The sequence below is a fragment of the Parviterribacter kavangonensis genome, from assembly GCF_056863335.1.
Genome location: NZ_JBXPJA010000001.1, coordinates 1,872,129 through 1,890,819, shown reverse-complemented (window position 1 = coordinate 1,890,819; position 18,691 = coordinate 1,872,129). Strand labels below are relative to the sequence as shown.

Annotated in this window: 19 protein-coding genes; 7 read left to right on the top strand and 12 right to left on the bottom strand. The window is 70.7% G+C overall.

Translation table 11 applies throughout. From position 1 onward, the window contains the following. The first annotated feature begins 44 nt into the window (after positions 1-44). Complete coding sequence (locus AC1UE4_RS09705; protein ID WP_482917020.1) at positions 45-974, top strand: phosphoinositide-specific phospholipase C-related protein; 930 nt, start codon at positions 45-47, stop codon at positions 972-974. A gap of 3 nt (positions 975-977) precedes the next feature. Then, positions 978-1,655: a histidine phosphatase family protein gene (locus AC1UE4_RS09700; protein ID WP_482917019.1), complete on the top strand. Its 678-nt coding sequence runs from the start codon at positions 978-980 to the stop codon at positions 1,653-1,655. Here the strand turns inward: AC1UE4_RS09700 and yczE are convergent. Beyond that, entirely contained in the window at positions 1,642-2,271 is a 630-nt protein-coding gene (gene yczE / locus AC1UE4_RS09695) for a membrane protein YczE (RefSeq protein ID WP_482917018.1), read from the bottom strand. The two genes, AC1UE4_RS09700 and yczE, sit on opposite strands and share 14 nt — an antisense overlap. 68 nt (positions 2,272-2,339) lie before the next feature. Here yczE and ureA point away from each other — a divergent pair, with 68 nt between their 5' ends. From ureA to AC1UE4_RS09675, 4 genes are read left to right on the top strand one after another with little or no spacing between them, the layout of a single operon-like run. Then, the gene (ureA, locus tag AC1UE4_RS09690; RefSeq protein ID WP_482917017.1) at positions 2,340-3,011 is read left to right on the top strand and encodes an urease subunit gamma; all 672 of its coding nucleotides are present in this window, start codon (positions 2,340-2,342) and stop codon (positions 3,009-3,011) included. After that, on the top strand, positions 3,004-4,623 hold the full coding sequence (locus tag AC1UE4_RS09685; protein ID WP_482917016.1) for an urease subunit alpha: 1,620 nt from the start codon (positions 3,004-3,006) through the stop codon (positions 4,621-4,623). Before ureA ends, AC1UE4_RS09685 begins: the two co-directional genes overlap by 8 nt. Then, the gene (locus AC1UE4_RS09680; protein WP_482917015.1) at positions 4,620-5,633 is read left to right on the top strand and encodes an agmatine deiminase family protein; all 1,014 of its coding nucleotides are present in this window, start codon (positions 4,620-4,622) and stop codon (positions 5,631-5,633) included. Before AC1UE4_RS09685 ends, AC1UE4_RS09680 begins: the two co-directional genes overlap by 4 nt. After that, positions 5,630-7,012, top strand: coding sequence for an aspartate aminotransferase family protein (locus AC1UE4_RS09675; RefSeq protein WP_482917014.1), 1,383 nt, complete (start codon positions 5,630-5,632; stop codon positions 7,010-7,012). Before AC1UE4_RS09680 ends, AC1UE4_RS09675 begins: the two co-directional genes overlap by 4 nt. On the opposite strand, the gene AC1UE4_RS09670 is transcribed toward AC1UE4_RS09675, so the two are convergent. From AC1UE4_RS09670 to AC1UE4_RS09645, 6 genes are all read right to left on the bottom strand, one after another. After that, entirely contained in the window at positions 7,009-8,169 is a 1,161-nt protein-coding gene (locus tag AC1UE4_RS09670) for an MFS transporter (RefSeq protein WP_482917013.1), read from the bottom strand. The genes AC1UE4_RS09675 and AC1UE4_RS09670 overlap by 4 nt on opposite strands. A gap of 190 nt (positions 8,170-8,359) precedes the next feature. After that, positions 8,360-8,986, bottom strand: coding sequence for a cytochrome c oxidase subunit 3 (locus AC1UE4_RS09665; RefSeq protein WP_482917012.1), 627 nt, complete (start codon positions 8,984-8,986; stop codon positions 8,360-8,362). Continuing rightward, the gene (locus tag AC1UE4_RS09660; RefSeq protein WP_482917011.1) at positions 8,986-9,813 is read right to left on the bottom strand and encodes a hypothetical protein; all 828 of its coding nucleotides are present in this window, start codon (positions 9,811-9,813) and stop codon (positions 8,986-8,988) included. Before AC1UE4_RS09660 ends, AC1UE4_RS09665 begins: the two co-directional genes overlap by 1 nt. Next, entirely contained in the window at positions 9,814-11,565 is a 1,752-nt protein-coding gene (ctaD, locus tag AC1UE4_RS09655) for a cytochrome c oxidase subunit I (RefSeq protein ID WP_482918224.1), read from the bottom strand. Positions 11,566-11,705: 140 nt separating this feature from the next. Continuing rightward, the gene (gene coxB / locus AC1UE4_RS09650) at positions 11,706-12,686 is read right to left on the bottom strand and encodes a cytochrome c oxidase subunit II (protein ID WP_482917010.1); all 981 of its coding nucleotides are present in this window, start codon (positions 12,684-12,686) and stop codon (positions 11,706-11,708) included. 210 nt (positions 12,687-12,896) lie between these two features. Next, positions 12,897-13,289 (bottom strand): helix-turn-helix transcriptional regulator, encoded by a 393-nt coding sequence (locus AC1UE4_RS09645; protein WP_482917009.1) that lies wholly within the window; start codon positions 13,287-13,289, stop codon positions 12,897-12,899. Between the two features lie 161 nt (positions 13,290-13,450). Between AC1UE4_RS09645 and AC1UE4_RS09640 the strand changes: the two genes are divergently transcribed. Then, positions 13,451-13,864: a CBS domain-containing protein gene (locus AC1UE4_RS09640; RefSeq protein ID WP_482917008.1), complete on the top strand. Its 414-nt coding sequence runs from the start codon at positions 13,451-13,453 to the stop codon at positions 13,862-13,864. A 7-nt stretch (positions 13,865-13,871) separates the two neighbouring features. Here the strand turns inward: AC1UE4_RS09640 and AC1UE4_RS09635 are convergent, their stop codons facing one another. The 5 genes from AC1UE4_RS09635 to AC1UE4_RS09615 form a co-directional block, all read right to left on the bottom strand. Continuing rightward, positions 13,872-14,147, bottom strand: coding sequence for a hypothetical protein (locus AC1UE4_RS09635; protein ID WP_482917007.1), 276 nt, complete (start codon positions 14,145-14,147; stop codon positions 13,872-13,874). A gap of 135 nt (positions 14,148-14,282) precedes the next feature. Further along, positions 14,283-15,182, bottom strand: coding sequence for a heme o synthase (locus tag AC1UE4_RS09630; protein WP_482917006.1), 900 nt, complete (start codon positions 15,180-15,182; stop codon positions 14,283-14,285). Further along, positions 15,182-16,834, bottom strand: coding sequence for a cytochrome c oxidase subunit I (gene ctaD, locus AC1UE4_RS09625; protein WP_482917005.1), 1,653 nt, complete (start codon positions 16,832-16,834; stop codon positions 15,182-15,184). Before ctaD (AC1UE4_RS09625) ends, AC1UE4_RS09630 begins: the two co-directional genes overlap by 1 nt. 82 nt (positions 16,835-16,916) lie before the next feature. Next, a complete protein-coding gene (gene coxB, locus AC1UE4_RS09620) occupies positions 16,917-17,810 on the bottom strand; it encodes a cytochrome c oxidase subunit II (RefSeq protein WP_482917004.1) in 894 nt (297 codons plus the stop codon). A gap of 92 nt (positions 17,811-17,902) precedes the next feature. Beyond that, complete coding sequence (locus AC1UE4_RS09615; RefSeq protein WP_482917003.1) at positions 17,903-18,691, bottom strand: enoyl-CoA hydratase/isomerase family protein; 789 nt, start codon at positions 18,689-18,691, stop codon at positions 17,903-17,905.

The following is an 18,691-nucleotide window of genomic DNA, read 5'->3' as shown; positions in this document are numbered from 1 at the left end:
AACGCAGCCGTTCGGCAGTTCTTGCGAGTAGGCTCGCCCGCTCGATGCCCCGCCTGCTGCTGCTCTGCGCCCTCACCGTCACCGCGGCGGTCTGCGTCGCGGCCTCGACCGCCGCCGCGGCCGGCTGCAACAACGACCCGCGCCTGTGCGACCGGCGCTTCGATCGCGTCGTCCTGCCCGCCGCGCACAACGCGATGTCCGCCGCCGAGGCGGGCTTCCAGTTCCCCAACCAGCGGATCTCCATGGCCAAGCAGCTCGAGCTGGGCATCCGCGGGTTCCTCATCGACGTCTACTACGGCCACGTCATGCCCGACGGCAAGGTCGTCAAGGACGACGTCAAGACGCCCGGGAGCCAGCTCTACCTCTGCCACGCCGTCTGCGAGAACGGCGCGATGCCGCTTGCCGACGGGCTGAGGATCTTCAACGACTTCCTGACGAAGAACCCGTCGAACGTCCTGCAGTTCGTCGTCGAGGACTACGTCACGCCGGAGGACCTGACCGCGGCGTTCGACGCGTCGGGCCTCGGCGCGCACGCGTACCGCGGGACGACGGGCGCGAAGTGGCCGACGCTGCGCCAGATGATCCGCGGCAACCAGCAGGTCGTCGTGCTCGCCGAGCACGTCGCCGGCGCGCAGCCGTGGTACCACTTGGCCTACAAGGGGATCGTCCAGGAGACGCCGTACAGCTGGCGGCGGCCCTCGGAGCTCACGAGCCCCCGCAAGTGGCGCGCGTCGTGCAAGCCCAACCGCGGCGGCATCAAGGGCTCGCTGTTCCTCATGAACCACTGGTCGCCGCCGTTCGCGCCCACGGCCGCCACCTCGCTGCGAGTCAACGCGAAGAAGGTCGTCGTCGGGCGCGCGAAGGCGTGCAAGAAGCGCCGCGGCCGGCTGCCGACGATCGTCGCCGCCGACATGGTCGACAGCGGCTTCCTCGTTGCCGCGGTCCGCGAGCTCAACGGCCTTTCGAAGAGCTGACCCGTGCCGACGCTCCTCCTCGTCCGCCACGCGCAGGGCTCGTTCGGCACGGCCAACTACGACGTGCTGTCCGAGACGGGCCACGAGCAGGCCGCGGCCCTGCGCGACGAGCTCGTGCGCCGCGAGGCGAAGATCGACCGCATCGTCTGCAGCAGCCTGGCCCGCCAGCGCGACACCGCGGCGCCGATCGCCGAGGCCTACGGGATCGAGATCGAGACCGACGACCGCTGGGAGGAGTACTCGAGCGAGGCGATCCTCAGGCACTACGGGCACGCCGAGGCGCGGCTCGAGGGGTCGCCGGAGTCGACGGCGATGTCGTCCCGCGACTTCCAGGCGCTCCTCGACGTCGCGCTGAAGTCCTGGATCGGCGAGCCCGACGGGGGGCCGGAGGGCCACGGCTACGGCGTGTTCAGCACCGGCGTGCTCGACGCGCTGCGCGCGGTGACGGACACGCTGCGGTCGGGCGAGACCGCGATGGTCGTCTCGTCGGGCGGGCCGATCGCGATCGTCTGCACCGCGCTCATGGGCCTGCCGCCCGCATCGTTCGTGACCTTCAACCGCGTCACCGTCAACTCGTCGGTGTCGAAGGTCGTCCACGGCCGCGGCGGCACGACGCTCGTGTCGTTCAACGAGCACAGCCACCTCGAGTCGGGCGGCCGCTCGCTCGTCACGTACCGCTAGTCGCGTACGCGGGCGTGGGGCTCGGCGCCGCGCGGCGCCCGAGGTCGAACGCCGGCAGGAACACCTGCGCGAGCGGCCCGATCGACAGCGCGTAGAGCACCGTCCCGACCCCGACCGTGCCGCCGAGCATCACGCCGGCGACGAGCACGGTCAGCTCGATCCCGGTGCGGACGGCGCGCACCGACCCGACGCCGCGCGCGGCGAGACCGGTCATGAGGCCGTCGCGCGGCCCCGGTCCGAGGTTCGCCCCGATGTACATCCCGGTCGCGACGCCGTTGAGCGCGACGCCGCCGACGACGAAGGCGATCCGGACCGCCAGGTTGTGCGGCTCGTCGACGAGCGCGAACGTCGCGTCCATGACGAGGCCGACGACGATCGCGTTGCTGATCGTCCCGACCCCCGGCTTCTGGCGCAGCGGGATCCACAGCAGCAGGACGAAGACGCTCGCGATGATCGCCCACGTCCCCGTGCCGAGCCCGACGGTGCGCGACAGGCCCTGGTGCAGCACGTCCCATGGCGCGTTGCCGAGCGCCGAGCGCACGACGAGCGCGACGCTGAACCCGAACAGCACGAGGCCGGCGTAGAGCTGGACGAGGCGGCGGCCGAGGCGGGGCATGGGACCACTCAGGATGACACCGCCCCCGCGTCTGACAGGCTTGAGGCCATGACGACCGGGGCGACGCGATGAGGCTGCTGCCGCAGGAGCAGGAGCGGCTGCTGCTCTTCCTGGCCGCCGAGCTCGCCCGCCGCCGCCGCGAGCGCGGGCTCAAGCTCAACCAGGCCGAGGCGACCGCCCTCATCGCCGACGAGATCTGCGAGGCGGCGCGCGACGGCCGCCGCTACGCCGACGTCGTCGCCGGCGCGTACGACGTGCTGGGGGAGGAGGACGTCCTCGACGGCGTGCGCCGGCTCGTGCCCCGCATCGAGGTCGAGGCGGTCTTCCGCGACGGGCGCCACCTCGTCGTCGTCACCGACCCGATCGGCCCCGCGCCGGCACGGGAAGAGGGCGACCGGGAGCCGCCGGTGCCGTGGCTCGCGGACGCCGCGGCCGCGCGGATCGAGGTCGTCAACGAGGGCGACGTGATGATCGCCGTGACGAGCCACCTGCACTTCTTCGAGGCCAACCGCGCGCTGCGCTTCGACCGCGCCGCGGCGTACGGCATGCGCCTCGCGGTGCCCGCGCGCACGAAGGTCGTGTTCGAACCCGGGCAGCCCGCCGAGGTGGCGCTCGTGCCGATCGGCGGCGCGCGCGTCGTGCGCGGGCACGGCGAGCTCGTCGACGGGCCGCTCGACGCCGACGGCGCGCGCGAGGACGCGCTCGAGCGCGCGCGCCGGGAGGGCTACCGCGGTGCCTGAACCCGTCCGCCTGGGCGACACGTCGCTCGAGGTCGTCGCCGAGCGCGACGACGTCCACGGCCCCGACGAGCTCGTGCCGGGCTTCGGCAACACGATGCGCGACGGTCTCGGCGTGCGCGCCGAGCGCGGCGGCGTCGACGTGGCCATCACCGGCGGGCTCGTCCTCGACCCGGTGCTCGGCGTCCGCTACGCGTCGATCGGCGTCCGCGACGGCCGCGTCGTCGCGATCGGCCGCGCCGGCAACCCGGACACGATGGACGGCGTCGACGTCGTCCTCGACGTGACGACCGCGGTGCTCGACGCCACCGGGATGGTCGTCACGCCGGGCGCGATCGACACGCACGTCCATTGGCTCTCGCCGCAGGTGACCGACGCGCTGCTCGCCGGCGGCGTGACGACGATGGTCAGCCAGGACATGGGGCCGATCTGGAACCTGGGCACGAACCCGGAGGCCGGCCTGCGGACCGCGTGGGCGGCGCTCGAGGCGGTGCCCATCAACGCCGCGCTGCTCGTGCGCGGCAGCTCGTCGCGCGCCGAGCCGGTGGAGGCGATGCTGCGCGCGGGCGGGGCGGGGCTGAAGATCCACGAGGACGTCGCCGCGGGGCCGGCGCAGATCCGCACCGCGCTCGACGTGTGCGACCGTCTCGACGTGCAGCTCGCCATCCACACCGACGGCTTGAACGAGGTGCTCTCGGTCGAGGGGACGCTCGACGCGTTCGCCGGGCGCAGCGTCCACGCGTTCCACATCGAGGGCGCGGGCGGGGGCCACGCGCCCGACCTGCTGCGCCTCGCCGGCCGGCCGCACATCGTCACCTCGTCGACGTCGCCGACCGTGCCGTACGGCGTCGACACCGCCGCCGAGCACGAGGCGATGGTCGCCGCCGTCCACGTGCTCGAGCCGGGCGTCGTGCACGGCGACCGCTCCGCGATCCGCGCGCGCGTGCGCCCCGCGACGATGGCGGCCGAGGGCGTGCTGCACGACCTCGGCGTCATCCACATGCTCTCGAGCGACAGCCAGGGCATGGGCCGCGCCGGCGAGGTGCTGCGGCGCGCGTTCCAGAACGCCGACCGGATGAAGCAGCTGCGCGGCGCGGGCGACGGACCGGCCGACAACGCGCGCGTGCTGCGCCACCTCGCGAAGGTGACGAGCAACCCGGCGATCGCGCACGGGCTTTGGCACGACGTCGGCGCGCTGACGCCGGGCCGCCTGGCCGACTGCGTGCTGTGGAAGCCGGAGCTGTTCGGCGTGCGGCCCGAGGTGGTCGTCAAGCAGGGGATGGCGGCGTGGGGCGCCAGCGGCGACCCGAACGCGACGACGATGCTGTGCGAGCCGGTCACCGTCCGCCCGCAGGTGGCGGGCACGGGCGCGGCGGCCGCGCGCGTCTCCGTGGCGTTCCTCTCCGGGGTGGCGCTGGACGCCGAGCTGCCGACGACGCGCGAGCGGCGCCCGGTCCGCGATGCGCGCCCGATGGCGGCGGCCATGCTGCACAACGACCGGCTCGCCGACGTGACGGTCTCGCCCGACGGGCGCGAGGTGCGCGTCGACGGCGAGCGCATCGAGGCGCCGCCGCTGGAGGACGTCGCGCTGTCGGGGAGGTACCTGCTCGGATGACCGATCGCTGGACGATGCCGCCGGAGTGGGCGCCGCACGACCGGACGCTCATGGCGTGGCCGGCGCGGCTCGAGCTGTGGGGGCCGGAGCTCACGCGCGCGAAGCAGCAGTACGCCGCGGTCGCGAACGCGATCGTCGCGTTCGAGCCGGTGACCATGGCCTGCAACGGCCCGGAGGCGGCGGCCGAGGGGCGCGCCGCGCTGGACGGCCGCGTCGAGATCCTGGAGGTGCCGCTCGACGACTCGTGGCTGCGCGACAGCGGCCCGATCTACGTGCTCGACGGCGCCGGCGGGCGGCGTGCGGTCCACTTCCGCTTCAACGCCTGGGGCGGCAAGTTCCCGCCGTGGGAGCGCGACGCCGCCGTCGGCGCGCTGCTCGCCCGCCACACGGGCGACGAGGTCGTCGAGGCGCCGCTCGTCCTCGAGGGTGGCGCCATCGCAGTCGACGGGCGTGGCACGCTGCTCACCACCGAGCAGTGCCTGCTCAACCCGAACCGCAACCCCGACCTCGACCGCGGCGCCATCGAGGCGCTGCTGATCGAGCACCTCGGCATCGAGCGGGTCGTCTGGCTCGGACTCGGGCTGGCAGGCGATCGCGACACCGACGGCCACGTCGACATGTGCACCACGTTCACCCCCTCCGGCGAGCTGCTCCTCCAGAGCGCTCCGCCCGGCCACCCCGACCACGAGCCGATGCTCGAGAACCGCGGCCGGGCGGAGGCCGCTGGGCTGGCCGTGCGCGACTTCCCCGTCGTCGCGGAGGTCGAGGTCGATGGGGCGCGGCACACGCTCGGGCATCTCAACGGCTACGTCGGCGAGCGCTTCGTGATCGTCCCGACCGCCGGGCTGGCCACCGACGACGACGTCCTCGCCATCTACCGTGAGGCGTTCCCCACACACGAGGTCGTCGGCGTCCTCGCCGACGTCATCGCCTTCGGCGGCGGCGGGCCGCACTGCATCACCCAGCAGGTCCCCGCCGCCGCTGCCGTCCCACACAGGAGCACGCAATGACCACGTCGACCAAGACCCTCGATCGCACCCGCATCGCCGAGCTGACCGAGCGCGAGACCGAACGCCTCAACGAGCGGACGAAGGGCTCGGGCGAGCTGTTCAGGCGCGCCGACCGCGTCCTCTCGAGCGGCGTCGCCTCGTCGTACCAGCTGCGCGAGCCGTGGCCGATCTACCTCGAGCGCGGCGTCGGCCCGCTCGTCTGGGACGTCGACGGCAACGAGATGATCGACTTCCACAACGGGTTCGGGTCGATGGTCCAGGGCCACGCCCACCCGGCGATCGGCACGGCGATCAGCGAGCGCTACGCGCGCGGCACGCACTTCGCGGCGCCGACCGAGGACGCCGTCGTCGTCGCCGAGGAGCTGCAGCGGCGCTGGGGCCTGCCGAAGTGGCGCTACACGAACTCGGGGTCGGAGTCGACGATGGACGCGATCCGCATCGCGCGCGCGTACACGGGCCGCGACGTCGTGATGAAGATCTTCGGCTCCTACCACGGCCATCACGACACGGTGATGGTCTCGATCGGCGTCGAGTACGACAAGATCGGCGAGCCCGACGAGCTCGCCTCGCTGCCGTACGGCGCGGGCATCCCGCAGGCGGTCGTCGACATGACGATCCCCGTGCCGTTCAACGACGCGGCGGCGATGGAGCGGCGGATCGAGAAGCTCGACCGCGAGGGCCGCAAGCCCGCCTGCGTGATCATGGAGGCGGCGATGATGAACCTCGGCGTCGTCCTCCCGGAGGAGGGCTACCTCGAGGCGGTCCGCGACATCACGCGGCGGCACGGCATCGTCCTCATCTTCGACGAGGTCAAGACCGGCCTGACGATCGCGCCGGGCGGCGCGACGGAGCGCTTCGGCGTGGTGCCCGACATGGTCACGCTGGCCAAGGCGCTCGGCGGCGGCCTGCCGTCCGGCGCGATCGGCGGCTCGGACGAGGTCATGTCGGTCGTCGAGGACGGGTCGGTCTTCCAGGTCGGCACGTACAACGGCAACCCGCTCGGCATGGCCGCCGCGCGCGCGAACCTGCTCGAGGTCATGACGCCCGACGCGTACGCCCACCTCGACGCGCTGAACGAGCGGATCGTGTCCGGCTGCCAGCGCGTCGTCGACGAGCACGGGTTCCCCGGCTACGCGATCGGCATCGCCTCGAAGGGCTGCGTCACGTTCGCGCCCGAGAAGGTCGTCGACTACGCGACGTTCAAGGCCCACCAGGACGCCGAGCTCTCCGAGCTCGCCTGGCTGTTCAACATGAACCGGGGCATCTTCATGACGCCCGGCCGCGAGGAGGAGTGGACCCTGTCGGTCACCCACCAGGCGGAGCACGTCGACCGCTACGTCGCGGTGTTCGCCGAGTTCGCCCGCGACCTGACCGCCTAGGCCCGCACGACGTCCCTCCCCGCCGTCTCGGGGAGGGGCCGCAGCAACAGCAGTGAGGGCAGAAGCGCGGCGGCGAGCACGACCATCACCGCCGACTCCCCGACGAGCGTGCCGAAGCCGGCGACGAGCCCGAGCCCGATCGAGCCCGCGACGACCTGCGCCGTGATCGCGAACGACGACAGGCCGGCGCGGACCTCGGTCGGGAACAGCTCGGCGAGGTAGGCGAGCACGACCGCGGTCAGGCACGCGTACGCGCCGACGGCGCAGAACCAGCCGGGGGCGAAGAGCGCCTTGACCTCGGTGAAGACGAGGATCGAGCCGACCGCGCTGAGGACGACGCCGCCGCCGAGCGCGACGCGGCGGCCGAGGACGTCGCTGGCGCGGCCGCCCAGGTAGAAGCCGCCGAGCGTCGCGAGCCCCGACAGCAGCACGATGATCGTGAACAGGCCGTCCCAGTCGTAGGTGTCCTGCGCGAGGTCGGCGCCGAAGAGGAAGAACGGCGTCTGGATCGCGCCCGCGGCGGCGACGAAGAGCGTGATGAGCACGAGGTCGCGGCGGTGCTCGCGGCCGATGCGCGGCAGCAGCGACACCTGCAGGCGCTCCTCCGCGGCCGCGACCTCGAACGCGCGGGTCTCCTTCAGCCGCCGGCGCAGCCACGCGACGACCGCGAGCGGGAGGAGCGCGAAGACGTAGAAGATCCGCCACCCCAACGGAGTCAGATCGACGACGAGGATGAGCACGGCGACCGCGCCGGGGCCGACGGTGGCGATCCAGCCGAGCAGCGACAGCGCGGCGCCGCGCCGGTCGGCCCGCACCTCCTCGGCGATGACGAGCGAGGCGAGGTTGTGCTCGGTCGCCAGGAACACGCGCGCGAGCGTCTGCAGCGCGACGAACGCCGCCAGCGACCACGCCAGCGCGGTCAGCCCCGTCAGCAGCGTGAACGCCGCCAGCGAGACCAGCAGCAGCATCCGCCGGCCGATCCGGTCGGCCAGGCGCAGCAGCGGCACGCCGCCGAGCGCGCCGAGCCGGATGATCGCCACGCCGACGCCGAACGTCGCGATCCCGACGCCGAGGCCGTCGGAGATGTCCGGCGCCGCGAGCGTCAGCAGCGCCGTGTCGTACTGCTCGAAGAACCCCGCCGCCGCGAGGGCGAGCACCAGGCGCCGCTCCGTGGGCGTGAAGTCCCGCGTCGCGGCATGGACCTCGCGGCGGACCCTTCCCCTCAGAAGATCGCTCGAAGGAGGATGAGGAGGATCAGGAGGACGAGGAAGACGGCGGCGATGGCCAGGAGCCACCGGAACGCCGCCGCTTCCGATCTCAGCGGGTTGCCGAGCCGCCTGATCCGGTCTAGAGCCAGTAGACGCTCGTGTAGACGATGACCCACATGACGTCGACGAAGTGCCAGTAGATCCCCGGCACCTCGACGCCACGGTGCTCGTCGGGCGTGTAGTGCCCTCGGAACGCACGGACCGTCGCCATCAGGAGCAGCGTCAGGCCGACGAACACGTGCGCACCGTGCAGGCCGGTGAGCCCGTAGAAGACCGAGCCCTGGGCCAGCGCGGAGGGGGTGAGCCCCTCGCCGGTCAGGTTCACGTACTCGTTGATCTGGATCGCGAGGAACGCGCCGCCGAGCATGAGCGTGAGCAGCAGGCCCGCCCGCAGCCCGGCGCGGTTGCCGTGCTTGATCGACTCGAGCGCCCAGTGCATGGTCAGCGACGAGCTGAGCAGGATCGCCGTGTTGACGCCGGCCACCGCGCGCGGCAGCTCGAAGTCGTCGATCGGGAACCAGTCGTCTCCGGACACGACCCTGATGAAGAAGTAGGCCGTGAAGAAGGCCCCGAAGACCATGACCTCGGAGATGATGAAAAGCAGCATCCCGAGGAGCTGCGGCTCCACGCGGGAGCTGCGGTTCGCCGGCGGCGGACCGTGGTGCTCGTGGTCTCCGTGACCGAGGGCGACCGAGGCGGCTTCCATCAGGCGTTCGCAGGCTCCAGCTGCGTCTCGACGTGCTCGACGTGGGCGTTCGTCCCGTTCTTCACGCGGCTGATGAGGTCGGACCGCATCCAGCCGGACTTCGAGCCCGGCAGCGTGGAGATGACGACCTCGTCGACCTTGAAGAGCTCGAGCGCGTTCATCGTCGCCGTGTACGGATCGGGGTCGCCGATCATGCCGCTGGCGAAGAAGCCCTGCTCGCGCAGGCGGCCGAGCAGCGTCTGCAGCCGCTCGCGCGCCTTGGCGGCGCCGTGGCCGCCCTTCTCCTCCTGCGGGATGCACGCGATGAAGATGCGATCGCGATGCTGCTCGTGCTGGCGGCGCAGCAGCTCGAACAGCTCGTCGCTGCCGGCCGTGCGGTTGGCGACCACGAGCGTCACGTGGACGGCGAGGCCCTCCTCGTCGACGTCGGTGACGACGTGCTGCACCGGCAGCCCGGTCTCGTCCTGGATGCGCTCGACGAGGTCGCGGCGCAGCCAGCCCGAGCGGGCGAGCGGGAGGGTGGAGATGATGATCTCGTCCGCCCCGAACTGGGCGACCGCGTCCTTGACCGCGGAGACGGGATCCTCGTCGCCGACCTCGGCGGTCAGCTTGATGCCCTCCTGGCCGAGGAAGTCGCGGGCGAGGTCGGCGCGCAGCTGCGCAGCGTCACGCGCGGCGTCGTCGTAGATGACGTTGCCGTGCTTGGGGACCGTCAGCGGCACGACGAGGTGGAACTCGGCGTCACCGCCCTTCGCGCGCTCGCGCACGGCGTCGAGGAGCTTCTGCCCCGCGACGGTGCGGTTCGCGACGACCAGGACTCGGGCCATCTAGCTGCTCTCCCTCGCTGGCTCGGCGGCGGCGCCGGCGGGTTGCTCCACCCGTGCGCCGCCCTTGAAGACACCATGGACCGCGCCCGGGACGCCGTACTCGTACGGGCCGCCGACGACCGTCGGCACGGAGTCGAAGTTGAAGATCGGCGGCGGCGACGAGACCTGCCACTCGAGCGTGAGCGCGCGCCACGGGTTCGCGCTCGCCCGCGGGCCGCCGCGCCAGCTCGCCACGATGTTGTAGGCGAAGATGAGCGTGCTCAGACCGAGGCCGAAGCTCGCGATCGAGATGATCAGGTTGTAGTCCGCGAAGGCGCCCTGGTAGTCGTAGACGCGCCGCGGCATCCCCTCGACGCCGAGCAGGTGCATGGGGCCGAACGTGGCGTTGAAGAAGATGAACGTGCTCCAGAAGTGGAGCTTGCCGAGCCGCTCGTCGAACATCCGGCCCGTCATCTTCGGGAACCAGTAGTAGACCCCGGCGAAGATCGTGAACACCGATCCGCCGAAGAGCACGTAGTGGATGTGCGCGACGACGAAGTACGTGTCGCTCGTGTGGATGTCGATCGGGATCATCGCGAACATCACGCCGCTGATCCCGCCGAGCGTGAACATCGTGAGGAAGCCGAGCGCCCACAGCATCGGCGTGTCGAGCTTGAGCACCCCTCGCCAGATCGTGGCGAGCCACGAGAAGATCTTGATGCCGGTCGGCACCGCGATGACCGCGGTGGTGACCATCATCGGGATCCGGATCCACGACTGCATGCCGGACACGAACATGTGGTGCGCCCAGACGGTGAAGCCGAGCACCACGATGGCCAGCAGCGAGAAGGCCATCATCCGGTAGCCGAACACGGGCTTCCTCGACTTCACGGCGAGGATCTCCGAGATGATCCCGAAGCCCGGCAGCATCATGATGTAGACGGCCGGGTGGGAGTAGAACCAGAAGACGTGCTGGTACATGAGCACGTCGCCGCCGGCCGCCGCGTCGAAGAACTTGAAGTTCAGCGCGCGGTCGAGCAGGAGGAAGAACTGCGAGGCCGCGACGAACGGCGTGGCGATCACGACGAGCAGCGACGTCGAGAAGTTCGCCCACACCAGCAGCGGCATCCGGAAGAAGCTCATCCCCGGCGCGCGCATGGTGATGATGGTCACCAGGAAGTTCAGCGCCGTCGCGATCGACGACGCGCCGGCGAACTGCACGCCGATCGTGAAGAACTCCTGCCCGACTGGTGAGACCGTCGACAACGGCGCGTACGCCGTCCAGCCCGTCGCGAACGAGCCGCCCGGCGCGAAGAAGCTGAGCAGCATCATCGTGCCGGCGATCGGCAGCAGCCAGAAGGACAGCGCGTTCAGCCGCGGGAAGGCCATGTCCGGCGCGCCGATCATGAGCGGCAGGACGTAGTTCGCCAGCCCCGCGAAGACGGGGATGATGAAGAGGAAGATCAGGATCGACGCGTGGACGCTGAACAGGCCGTTGTAGGTCTGCGCGTCCACGAACTGCCGGCCCGGCTGGGCGAGCTCCGCCCGCATGAGCATCGCGAGCAGGCCGCCGACGAAGAGGAAGAAGAAGGACGTGACCGTGTACTGGATCCCGATCACCTTGTGATCGGTGTTGATCCGGAAGTAGTCCTTCCAGGAGTAGGCGCCGTGGCCCGAGTGGTCCTCCGGCCGCGTGGGCCGGCCCGACGCCCAGTAGAACCAGTAGTCGAAGGCGCCGAGGCCGACGAGCGCGAAGAGCGGCGCCGCGATCATCGAGACGCGCAGCAGCGGCTCGCCGTCGGTGCGGTCGAGGTCGAACCCGTTCGCCAGCAGCAGGATCAGCCACGAGAAGGCGACCCCGAGGAGGAGGAACAGGCCCGCGCGGAGCAGGCCGGGAGCGCGGAGCCGTGCGGTCACTTCGTCACCTCGGAGATGTACTTCACCAACGCGTCGAGCTCCTCGGGGGAGAGGGTCGATTCGTAGTTCGCCGGCATGATGTTCGGGCCGAAGCCCTCGGCGACCTCGGCGTTCGGGTTCACGATCGACTCCTTGATGAACGCCGCGTCCTTGCCCTTCAGGACGTCATCGAGGTTCGGACCCGTCTGCCCGGTCGAGCCGGCGTCGGCGAGGGTGTGGCAGCCGCCGCAGCCCTGGCCGGTGAAGACGGCCTTGCCGTCGGCCCCGGCCTGCTCGCCGCCGGTGCCGCCGCCGGCGCTCGTGGCGGGCTTCTTCTTGTCCGCGAGCCACTTGTCGAAGTCGGCCTGCGAGACCACGTGCGCAGTCTGGCGCATGTAGGCGTGGGCGATGCCGCAGAGCTCTGCGCAGACGACGGGGAAGTCCCCGAGCTTGTTCGGGGTGACCCGGTAGGTCGTCGTGATGCCCGGGACCGCGTCGATCTTCATGCGGAACTGGGGCACCCAGAAGTCGTGGAGGACGTCCTTGGACTGGATGTTGAACTTCACCGACCGGCCCCGGACGAGGTAGAGGTCGTTCGACGTGACCGCGTCCTTGCCCTGGCCGTACTGGAAGGTCCAGGTGAACTGCTGGCCGACGACGTTGACCTGCATCTCGTTCGCCTTGGCCTCCTCGATGTCGTCGAGGACGAGGTAGGCGTAGGTGCAGAGCCCGAGGATGAGGACCGCCGGGATCAGCGTCCAGATCACCTCGAGCCGCGTGCTGCCGTGCACCGGCGGGCCGTCGAGGTTCTCCTCGCCCGGCCGCTGGCGGAAGCGCCAGACGGAGTAGAGGACGACGCTGGTGACGAGGACGAACATGGGCACCGAGGCGATGACCAGGACGTCCCACAGCGTGTCGACCGGGCCGCTCTGCGTCGAGGCGGCGGTCGGGAACCAGTCGATCAGCAGCCCGAGCAGGATGCCGATGACGGAAGCCACCACGCCGATGACGACGAGGGGCAGGATCGAGGCGTTCTCCCGCCGCGACCCAGGTGTCGAAGAGGCGGTCGCGCCGCCCGAACCGTGCAAGCCGGTGTCCTCCCCGGGACCCATGAGGGCGCGATCCTATGCATTCGCGGCGACGGACGGCAACGAGGTCCCCGCGAGGGCCCCGGGGAGGTCCCCGGGGCGGCTCGTTCCGGCGCGCGGCTAGGCGGCGGCGACGGCGTCGAGGACGCGCGCCGGACGCATCCGGCGAGCGGCCCGGAAGTCGGAGGGGGAGACCCCGTGGTGGCGGCGGAACGCCTTGGCGAACTGGGCCGGCTGGCGGTACCCGACGCGGTAGGCGACCTCGCGGACGGTCAGGCCGCGGGCGACGAGGAGCTCGGCGGCGCGCTGCATGCGCACGCCCGTGAGGTGGTCGCGGAAGGTCGTGTCGCCGATCTCGGAGTACGCGCGCTGGAGCTGGCGGCGCGACGAGGCGACGCGGCGGGCGATGTCGTCGAGGGAGAGCTCGCTTGCGTACTCGGCCTCGACGATCCGCACGGCGTCATCGAACAGGCTCGTGCGGTGGCGGATCGTGCTGGGGCGCTGGACAGGCATCGACGACTTCTACGTGTGGGAGTCCCGGACAGGATGACCGTTCCGGACGCGACCCCGCTCTCATGGCGCGTACGCACTGGTGCGGAACGTCCGCCCATCCGGCCTCCGCATGCGCTAGATTGCGACGATAGTTGCAAGGTCAGCGAACTCGGAGGATGCGGATGCAGGTACGTGACGGCATGAGCTCGGTGGTCCTGACGATCGGCCCGAACCACTCCCTGCGCGACGCCGCGCGAGCGATGGCCGATCGCAAGGTGGGCGCGGCCGTCGTGCTGGACCCGGATGGCGAGGGACCCGGCATCATCACCGAGCGCGACATCCTGATCTCGCTGGGACGCGACGAGGACCCGAACACCGAGCGGGTCTGCGACCACCTCACCTCCCAGGTCGTCTACGCGGCGCCGACCTGGTCGCTCGAGCAGGCCGCGGCCGCCATGGTACGCGGCGGCTTCCGCCACCTCATCGTCACCGAGGGCGCCGACGTCGTCGGCGTGCTGTCGGTGCGCGACGTCGTGCGCTGCTGGACCGACGACGGCGCGTCGTGCGACGTGCCGGCCGAGACGGCCGCCGCCTGACGCCGAACTAGTGCTCGTCCGCCGTCGCCCGCTCGGGCGGCGGCGTTGGGCCGGGCACGTGGTGCTCCAGCGGCAGGTGCGCGAACTCGGCGCGGGCGTCGCGGATCCACGCGAAGAGCGTGAAGACCACGAGCAGGCCGCCGGCGACGCAGAGGATCCAGTTGATCGTCACGCCGAGCAGCGCGACGGTGATGCCGACCGTGAGCAGCAGGGGCTGCAGGCTCGGGCCGGGGATGTGGATCTCCTCCCCTGCAGGGGGGATGGGGCGTTCGTTGGCGGCCATCACATCGTGTAGAGCCAGGCGGCGACGAACGACATGCCGAACATGAACACGACCACCGCTGTCGCGATGAGCGAGGTGCGGAGGTTCCGGCGGGCGAGCTTGCGATCCATGGAAGCGTGGAGGGTATCGAGGGGTCTAGAGGCGCGCGTCGACGACCATGGCGACGAACAGCAGCGCCAGGTACGCGAGCGAGAAGAGGTAGAGGCGCAGGGCGTTCCGGCGCTCCGGCTTGCGCAGCAGGCGGAACGCCAGGCCGATGAAGCCGGCGTTGAGCGCGAGCGACGAGACGAGGTAGATGAGGCCGAACCCGTGCGCGCTGAACGGCAGCTGCGAGACGGCGTACAGCAGCACGCTGTAGAGCAGGATCTGCCGGCGCGTCTCGGCCTCGCCGCGCACCACGGGCAGCATCGGGACGCCGACGCGCTCGTACTCGCCCTTCATGAGCAGCGAGAGGGCCCAGAAGTGGGGCGGGGTCCAGAAGAACACGATCGCGAACAGGTAGAGCGCGGTGCCGCTCAGCTCGCCCGTCGTCGCCGCCCACGCCACGAGCGGCGGGACCGCGCCGGCCGCGCCGCCGATGACGATGTTCTGCGGCGTCCGGCGCTTGAGCCAGACGGTGTAGACGAGCACGTAGCCGAGGAAGCCCGAGAACGACAGCGCCGCGGCGAGCGGGTTGGCCCCGACCGCCAGGACGACGACCGACAGCGCCGCCAGCGTCAGCCCGAAGGCGAGCGCGGCGTTGGGGCTGACGCGGCCGCTCGGCACGGGCCGGTCGGCGGTGCGCGCCATCTGCGCGTCGATGTCGCGGTCGTACCAGTGGTTGACCGCGCCGGCGCCGCCCGCGGACAGCGAGCCGCCGAGCAGCGTCACGAGGACGAGCCCGATCGATGGGTCGCCCGCCGCGTACATCGTCGTCACCGTGGTCAGCAGCAGCAGCGACTGGACCTTCGGCTTGGTCAGGGTCACGTAGTCCCTGACGACCTGCCGCGCGTTGGGACGCGCGACGGCCGCTGCCGCTGCGGCTGACGTGGGCATCAGCCCCCGACGACCGTGTGCTCGGGTGCGGCCTCGCGCCGCTGGTGGACGTCGGCCGTCTGACGCTCGACCTGCCGGCGGATGTCCTTCATCGGCTCCACGGAGCGGACGCGCGGCACGGTGTCGAAGTTGTTCACCGGGGGCGGGGAGGGGATGAACCACTCCAGCGTGTTGCCCTTCCACGGGTCGGGGCCCGCGACGGCGCCGGTCCGGACCGACTTCGCGACGTTGATGATCGTCACGAGGATGCCGAGGCCGAAGACGAACGCGCCGATCGTGGAGATCAGGTTGTAGAGCCCGAGGTGGCCGGAGTCGACGTACTCGTAGATGCGCCGCGGCTGGCCCTCGAGGCCGATCGCGTGCTGGATCGCGAACGTCAGGTTGAAGCCGACGAACATGATCCAGAACGAGAGCTTGCCCAGCCCCTCGCTCAGCATCCGGCCCGTGATCTTCGGGAACCAGTAGTAGATGCCGGCGAAGATCGAGAAGATCGCGCCGCCCACGAGCGTGTAGTGGAAGTGCGCGACGACGAAGTACGTGTCGTGCAGCTGCCAGTCGACCGGGAAGATGGCCAGGAAGATCCCGGTGATGCCGCCCATGAGGAACACCATCAGGAAGCCGACCGAGAACAGCAGCGGCGTCTTGAACTCGATCGTGCCCTGCCACAGCGTGGCGACCCAGTTGAAGATCTTCACGCCCGTCGGAATGCCGATCAGGAACGAGCTCAGCATGAAGAAGACGAGCACGACGCCCGGCGTCGGCGTCGTGAACATGTGGTGCGCCCACACGATCAGCGACAGGAACGCGATGACCGCGGTGGCCGCCGCGACGGCCTTGTAGCCGAAGATCGGCTTGCGGGCGAAGACCGGCAGGACCTCGGAGATGATCCCGAAGCCCGGCAGGATCATGATGTAGACCTCGGGGTGGCCGAAGAACCAGAACAGGTGCTGCCACAGCAGCGGGTCCCCGCCCTGGGTCGCGTCGTAGAAGTGCGTCCCGAAGTGCCGATCGGTCAGCAGCAGCGTCGCGCCGCCCGCGATCGGCGGCAGCGCGAGGATGAGCAGGACCGCGTAGGTGAGGATCGTCCAGGCGAAGAGCGGAAGGCGGCCCCAGCCCATGCCGGGCGCGCGCATGTTCGCGATCGTCGCGTAGAAGTTGATCGCGCCGACGAGCGAGCTCAGGCCCGTGAGGTGGATGAGGAAGATCCACGCGTCGGTGCCGCTGTTGAGGTCGTAGGCGATCGACGACAGCGGCGGGTACATCGTCCAGCCGGCCTCGGGCGGGCTGAAGAAGACCGAGCCGTAGAAGACGAGGCCGCCGGCCAGCAGCAGCCAGTACGACAGCGCGTTCAGCTTGGGGAACGCCATGTCGCGCGCCCCGATCATGAGCGGGATGAAGTAGTTGCCGAACCCGGCCATGATCGGCACGACGAACAGGAAGACCATCGTCGTCCCGTGCATCGTGAAGAGCTGGTTGTACGTCTCGGGCGAGAGGAGCGTGTTCTCCGGAGCGCCCAGCTGCAGACGGATCAGCAGCGCCTCGACCCCGCCCAGGATGAAGAAGACGAAGGTCGTGACCAGGTACATGATCCCGATCCGCTTGTGATCGGTCGTCGTCACCCACGAGCGCCAGCCCCGGGGCTCGGGGTGCACGCGGTGGGCGGTGATCTGGGGGACGGGGGCGAGTGTCGTTGCCGGGGCGGCAGTAGTGGCAGCCATGAGGTTCTCTGGGTCGTTACTGGCCCGAAGAGGCCGTGTCATCGGCCGGGGCCTCGGCGCCCAGGCCCTGCTCCTGCTCGCGGCGCTGCTGCGCGGCGGCCTTGTTCGCGTCCGTGATCTCGCGCTTCTTGCGCGCGATGAACGCCTCGTACTCCTGCGGCGTCACGGCGCGGACGTGCGCGTACATGTTCGCGTGGTTGCGGCCGCAGAGCTCTGCGCACTGGCCGCGGAAGGTCTGGCCGGCGAGCTTGCCCGGGATCTTGAACCACGTGTAGTTCGTGTGGCCCGGGATCGCGTCGAACTTGCCGCCGAGCTTCGGGATCCACCACGAGTGCCCGACGTCCTGCGCGCTGATCTCGAGGGTGACCGTCGTGTCGACCGGGACGACCATCGTCTCGTACGAGAACGCGTTGTCGAGCAGGTCGTTCGGCGTGTCGTCGGGGTACGTGTACCGCCAGACGTACTGCTGGCCGTTGACGAGGACCTTCAGCGTCTTGCCGCTGGGCGGGAAGGCGCGGTCGTCCGGCGTGTCGGTCTCGCCCGCCGGGCCGGTCGCCTTGGCGAGCTCGAGCCCGTTGGGATCCGACTCCGGCGCGTTGCGGATGTCGTCGAGCGTGATGAACGTGACGATCGCGATCACCACGAGGATGAGCGCGGCGCCGATCGTCCAGCCGATCTCGAGCCGCGTGTTGCCGCGGATCTGCGCCGGGACCGCGCCCTTGCGCGCGCGGAACTTGAAGAGCGACCAGAGGAGGACGCCGGTGACCCCGAGGAAGACGAGGACGCCGAGCGTGAAGACGATCTTGTAGAGCGTGTCGATGCTGTCCGCGTTGGACGAGCCGCCGCTCTCCGGGGTCCAGAAGTCCGCGAAGGCGACGCCCGTCAACGCGAACGTGGCCACCAGGGCCACGGCCAGAGTCGTGAGAAGGCGTGCAGGGGTGCGCAAAGCGGCGGGGATGATAGTGCGCGGTCGGTCGTGAACGCGCCGCGACTGCCCCCGGGTCACTTGCCGGTGAACTGGGCTGTGCGCTTCTGCACGAAGGCGGTGACCCCCTCGACGAAGTCGCCCGACGCCGCCATCTCCTGCTGGATGTCCGCCTCCAGCTCGAGCTGCTCGTCCATGCGCGTGAAGAGCCACTGGTTGAGCTGGCGCTTCGTGCCCGCGTAGGACTTCGTCGGGCCGGCGGCGAGCTTGCCCACGATCTCGTCGGCGCGCCGGCCCAGCTCTGCGTCGGGGACGACGCGGTTGATGAGGTTCCACTCGTAGGCCTGCTGTGCGGGGATGCGCTCGCCGAGCAGCGCCATCTCGGCCGCGCGCGTGAAACCCGCGCGCGCGGGGATGTAGAGCGACGAGCCGCCGTCGGGGACGAGGCCGATGTTCACGAACGCGAGCAGGAAGTACGACGACTCCGCGGCGACGATCAGGTCGGAGCACAGCGCGAGCGAGCAGCCGATGCCGACGGCGGGCCCGTTCACCGCGGCGACGACGGGCTTCGGCATCCGCCGGATCGTGGTCATGATCGGGTGGTAGAGCTCGTGGAGCGCGGTCCTGACGTCCGGGTGGCCCTCCGGCGTGGGGTCGAAGCCGGCCTTGAGGTCCGCGCCCGACGAGAACCCGCGGCCGACCCCCGTGATGAGCACGGCGCGGACGTCGTCGTCGGACTGGCACCGCTCGACCGCGGCCAGGAGGTCCTTGCCGAACTGCTTGTTCCAGGCGTTCATCGACTCCGGCCGGTTGAGCTCGATCCGGCCGGCGCCGTCGCGGACTTCCAGGTTCACGGTCTCGTACAT

What these genes read in the sequence shown, in the direction of transcription:
- AC1UE4_RS09705 (WP_482917020.1), top strand. Translation starts at nt 45, where the DNA reads ATGCCCCGCCTGCTGCTGCTCTGCGCCCTCACCGTCACCGCGGCGGTC.
- yczE (WP_482917018.1), bottom strand. Translation starts at nt 2,271, where the DNA reads ATGCCCCGCCTCGGCCGCCGCCTCGTCCAGCTCTACGCCGGCCTCGTG.
- ureA (WP_482917017.1), top strand. Translation starts at nt 2,340, where the DNA reads ATGAGGCTGCTGCCGCAGGAGCAGGAGCGGCTGCTGCTCTTCCTGGCC.
- AC1UE4_RS09680 (WP_482917015.1), top strand. Translation starts at nt 4,620, where the DNA reads ATGACCGATCGCTGGACGATGCCGCCGGAGTGGGCGCCGCACGACCGG.
- AC1UE4_RS09675 (WP_482917014.1), top strand. Translation starts at nt 5,630, where the DNA reads ATGACCACGTCGACCAAGACCCTCGATCGCACCCGCATCGCCGAGCTG.
- AC1UE4_RS09665 (WP_482917012.1), bottom strand. Translation starts at nt 8,986, where the DNA reads ATGGAAGCCGCCTCGGTCGCCCTCGGTCACGGAGACCACGAGCACCAC.
- AC1UE4_RS09660 (WP_482917011.1), bottom strand. Translation starts at nt 9,813, where the DNA reads ATGGCCCGAGTCCTGGTCGTCGCGAACCGCACCGTCGCGGGGCAGAAG.
- ctaD (WP_482918224.1), bottom strand. Translation starts at nt 11,565, where the DNA reads ATGATCGCGGCGCCGCTCTTCGCGCTCGTCGGCCTCGGCGCCTTCGAC.
- AC1UE4_RS09645 (WP_482917009.1), bottom strand. Translation starts at nt 13,289, where the DNA reads ATGCCTGTCCAGCGCCCCAGCACGATCCGCCACCGCACGAGCCTGTTC.
- AC1UE4_RS09640 (WP_482917008.1), top strand. Translation starts at nt 13,451, where the DNA reads ATGCAGGTACGTGACGGCATGAGCTCGGTGGTCCTGACGATCGGCCCG.
- AC1UE4_RS09635 (WP_482917007.1), bottom strand. Translation starts at nt 14,147, where the DNA reads ATGGCCGCCAACGAACGCCCCATCCCCCCTGCAGGGGAGGAGATCCAC.
- AC1UE4_RS09630 (WP_482917006.1), bottom strand. Translation starts at nt 15,182, where the DNA reads ATGCCCACGTCAGCCGCAGCGGCAGCGGCCGTCGCGCGTCCCAACGCG.
- AC1UE4_RS09615 (WP_482917003.1), bottom strand. Translation starts at nt 18,691, where the DNA reads ATGTACGAGACCGTGAACCTGGAAGTCCGCGACGGCGCCGGCCGGATC.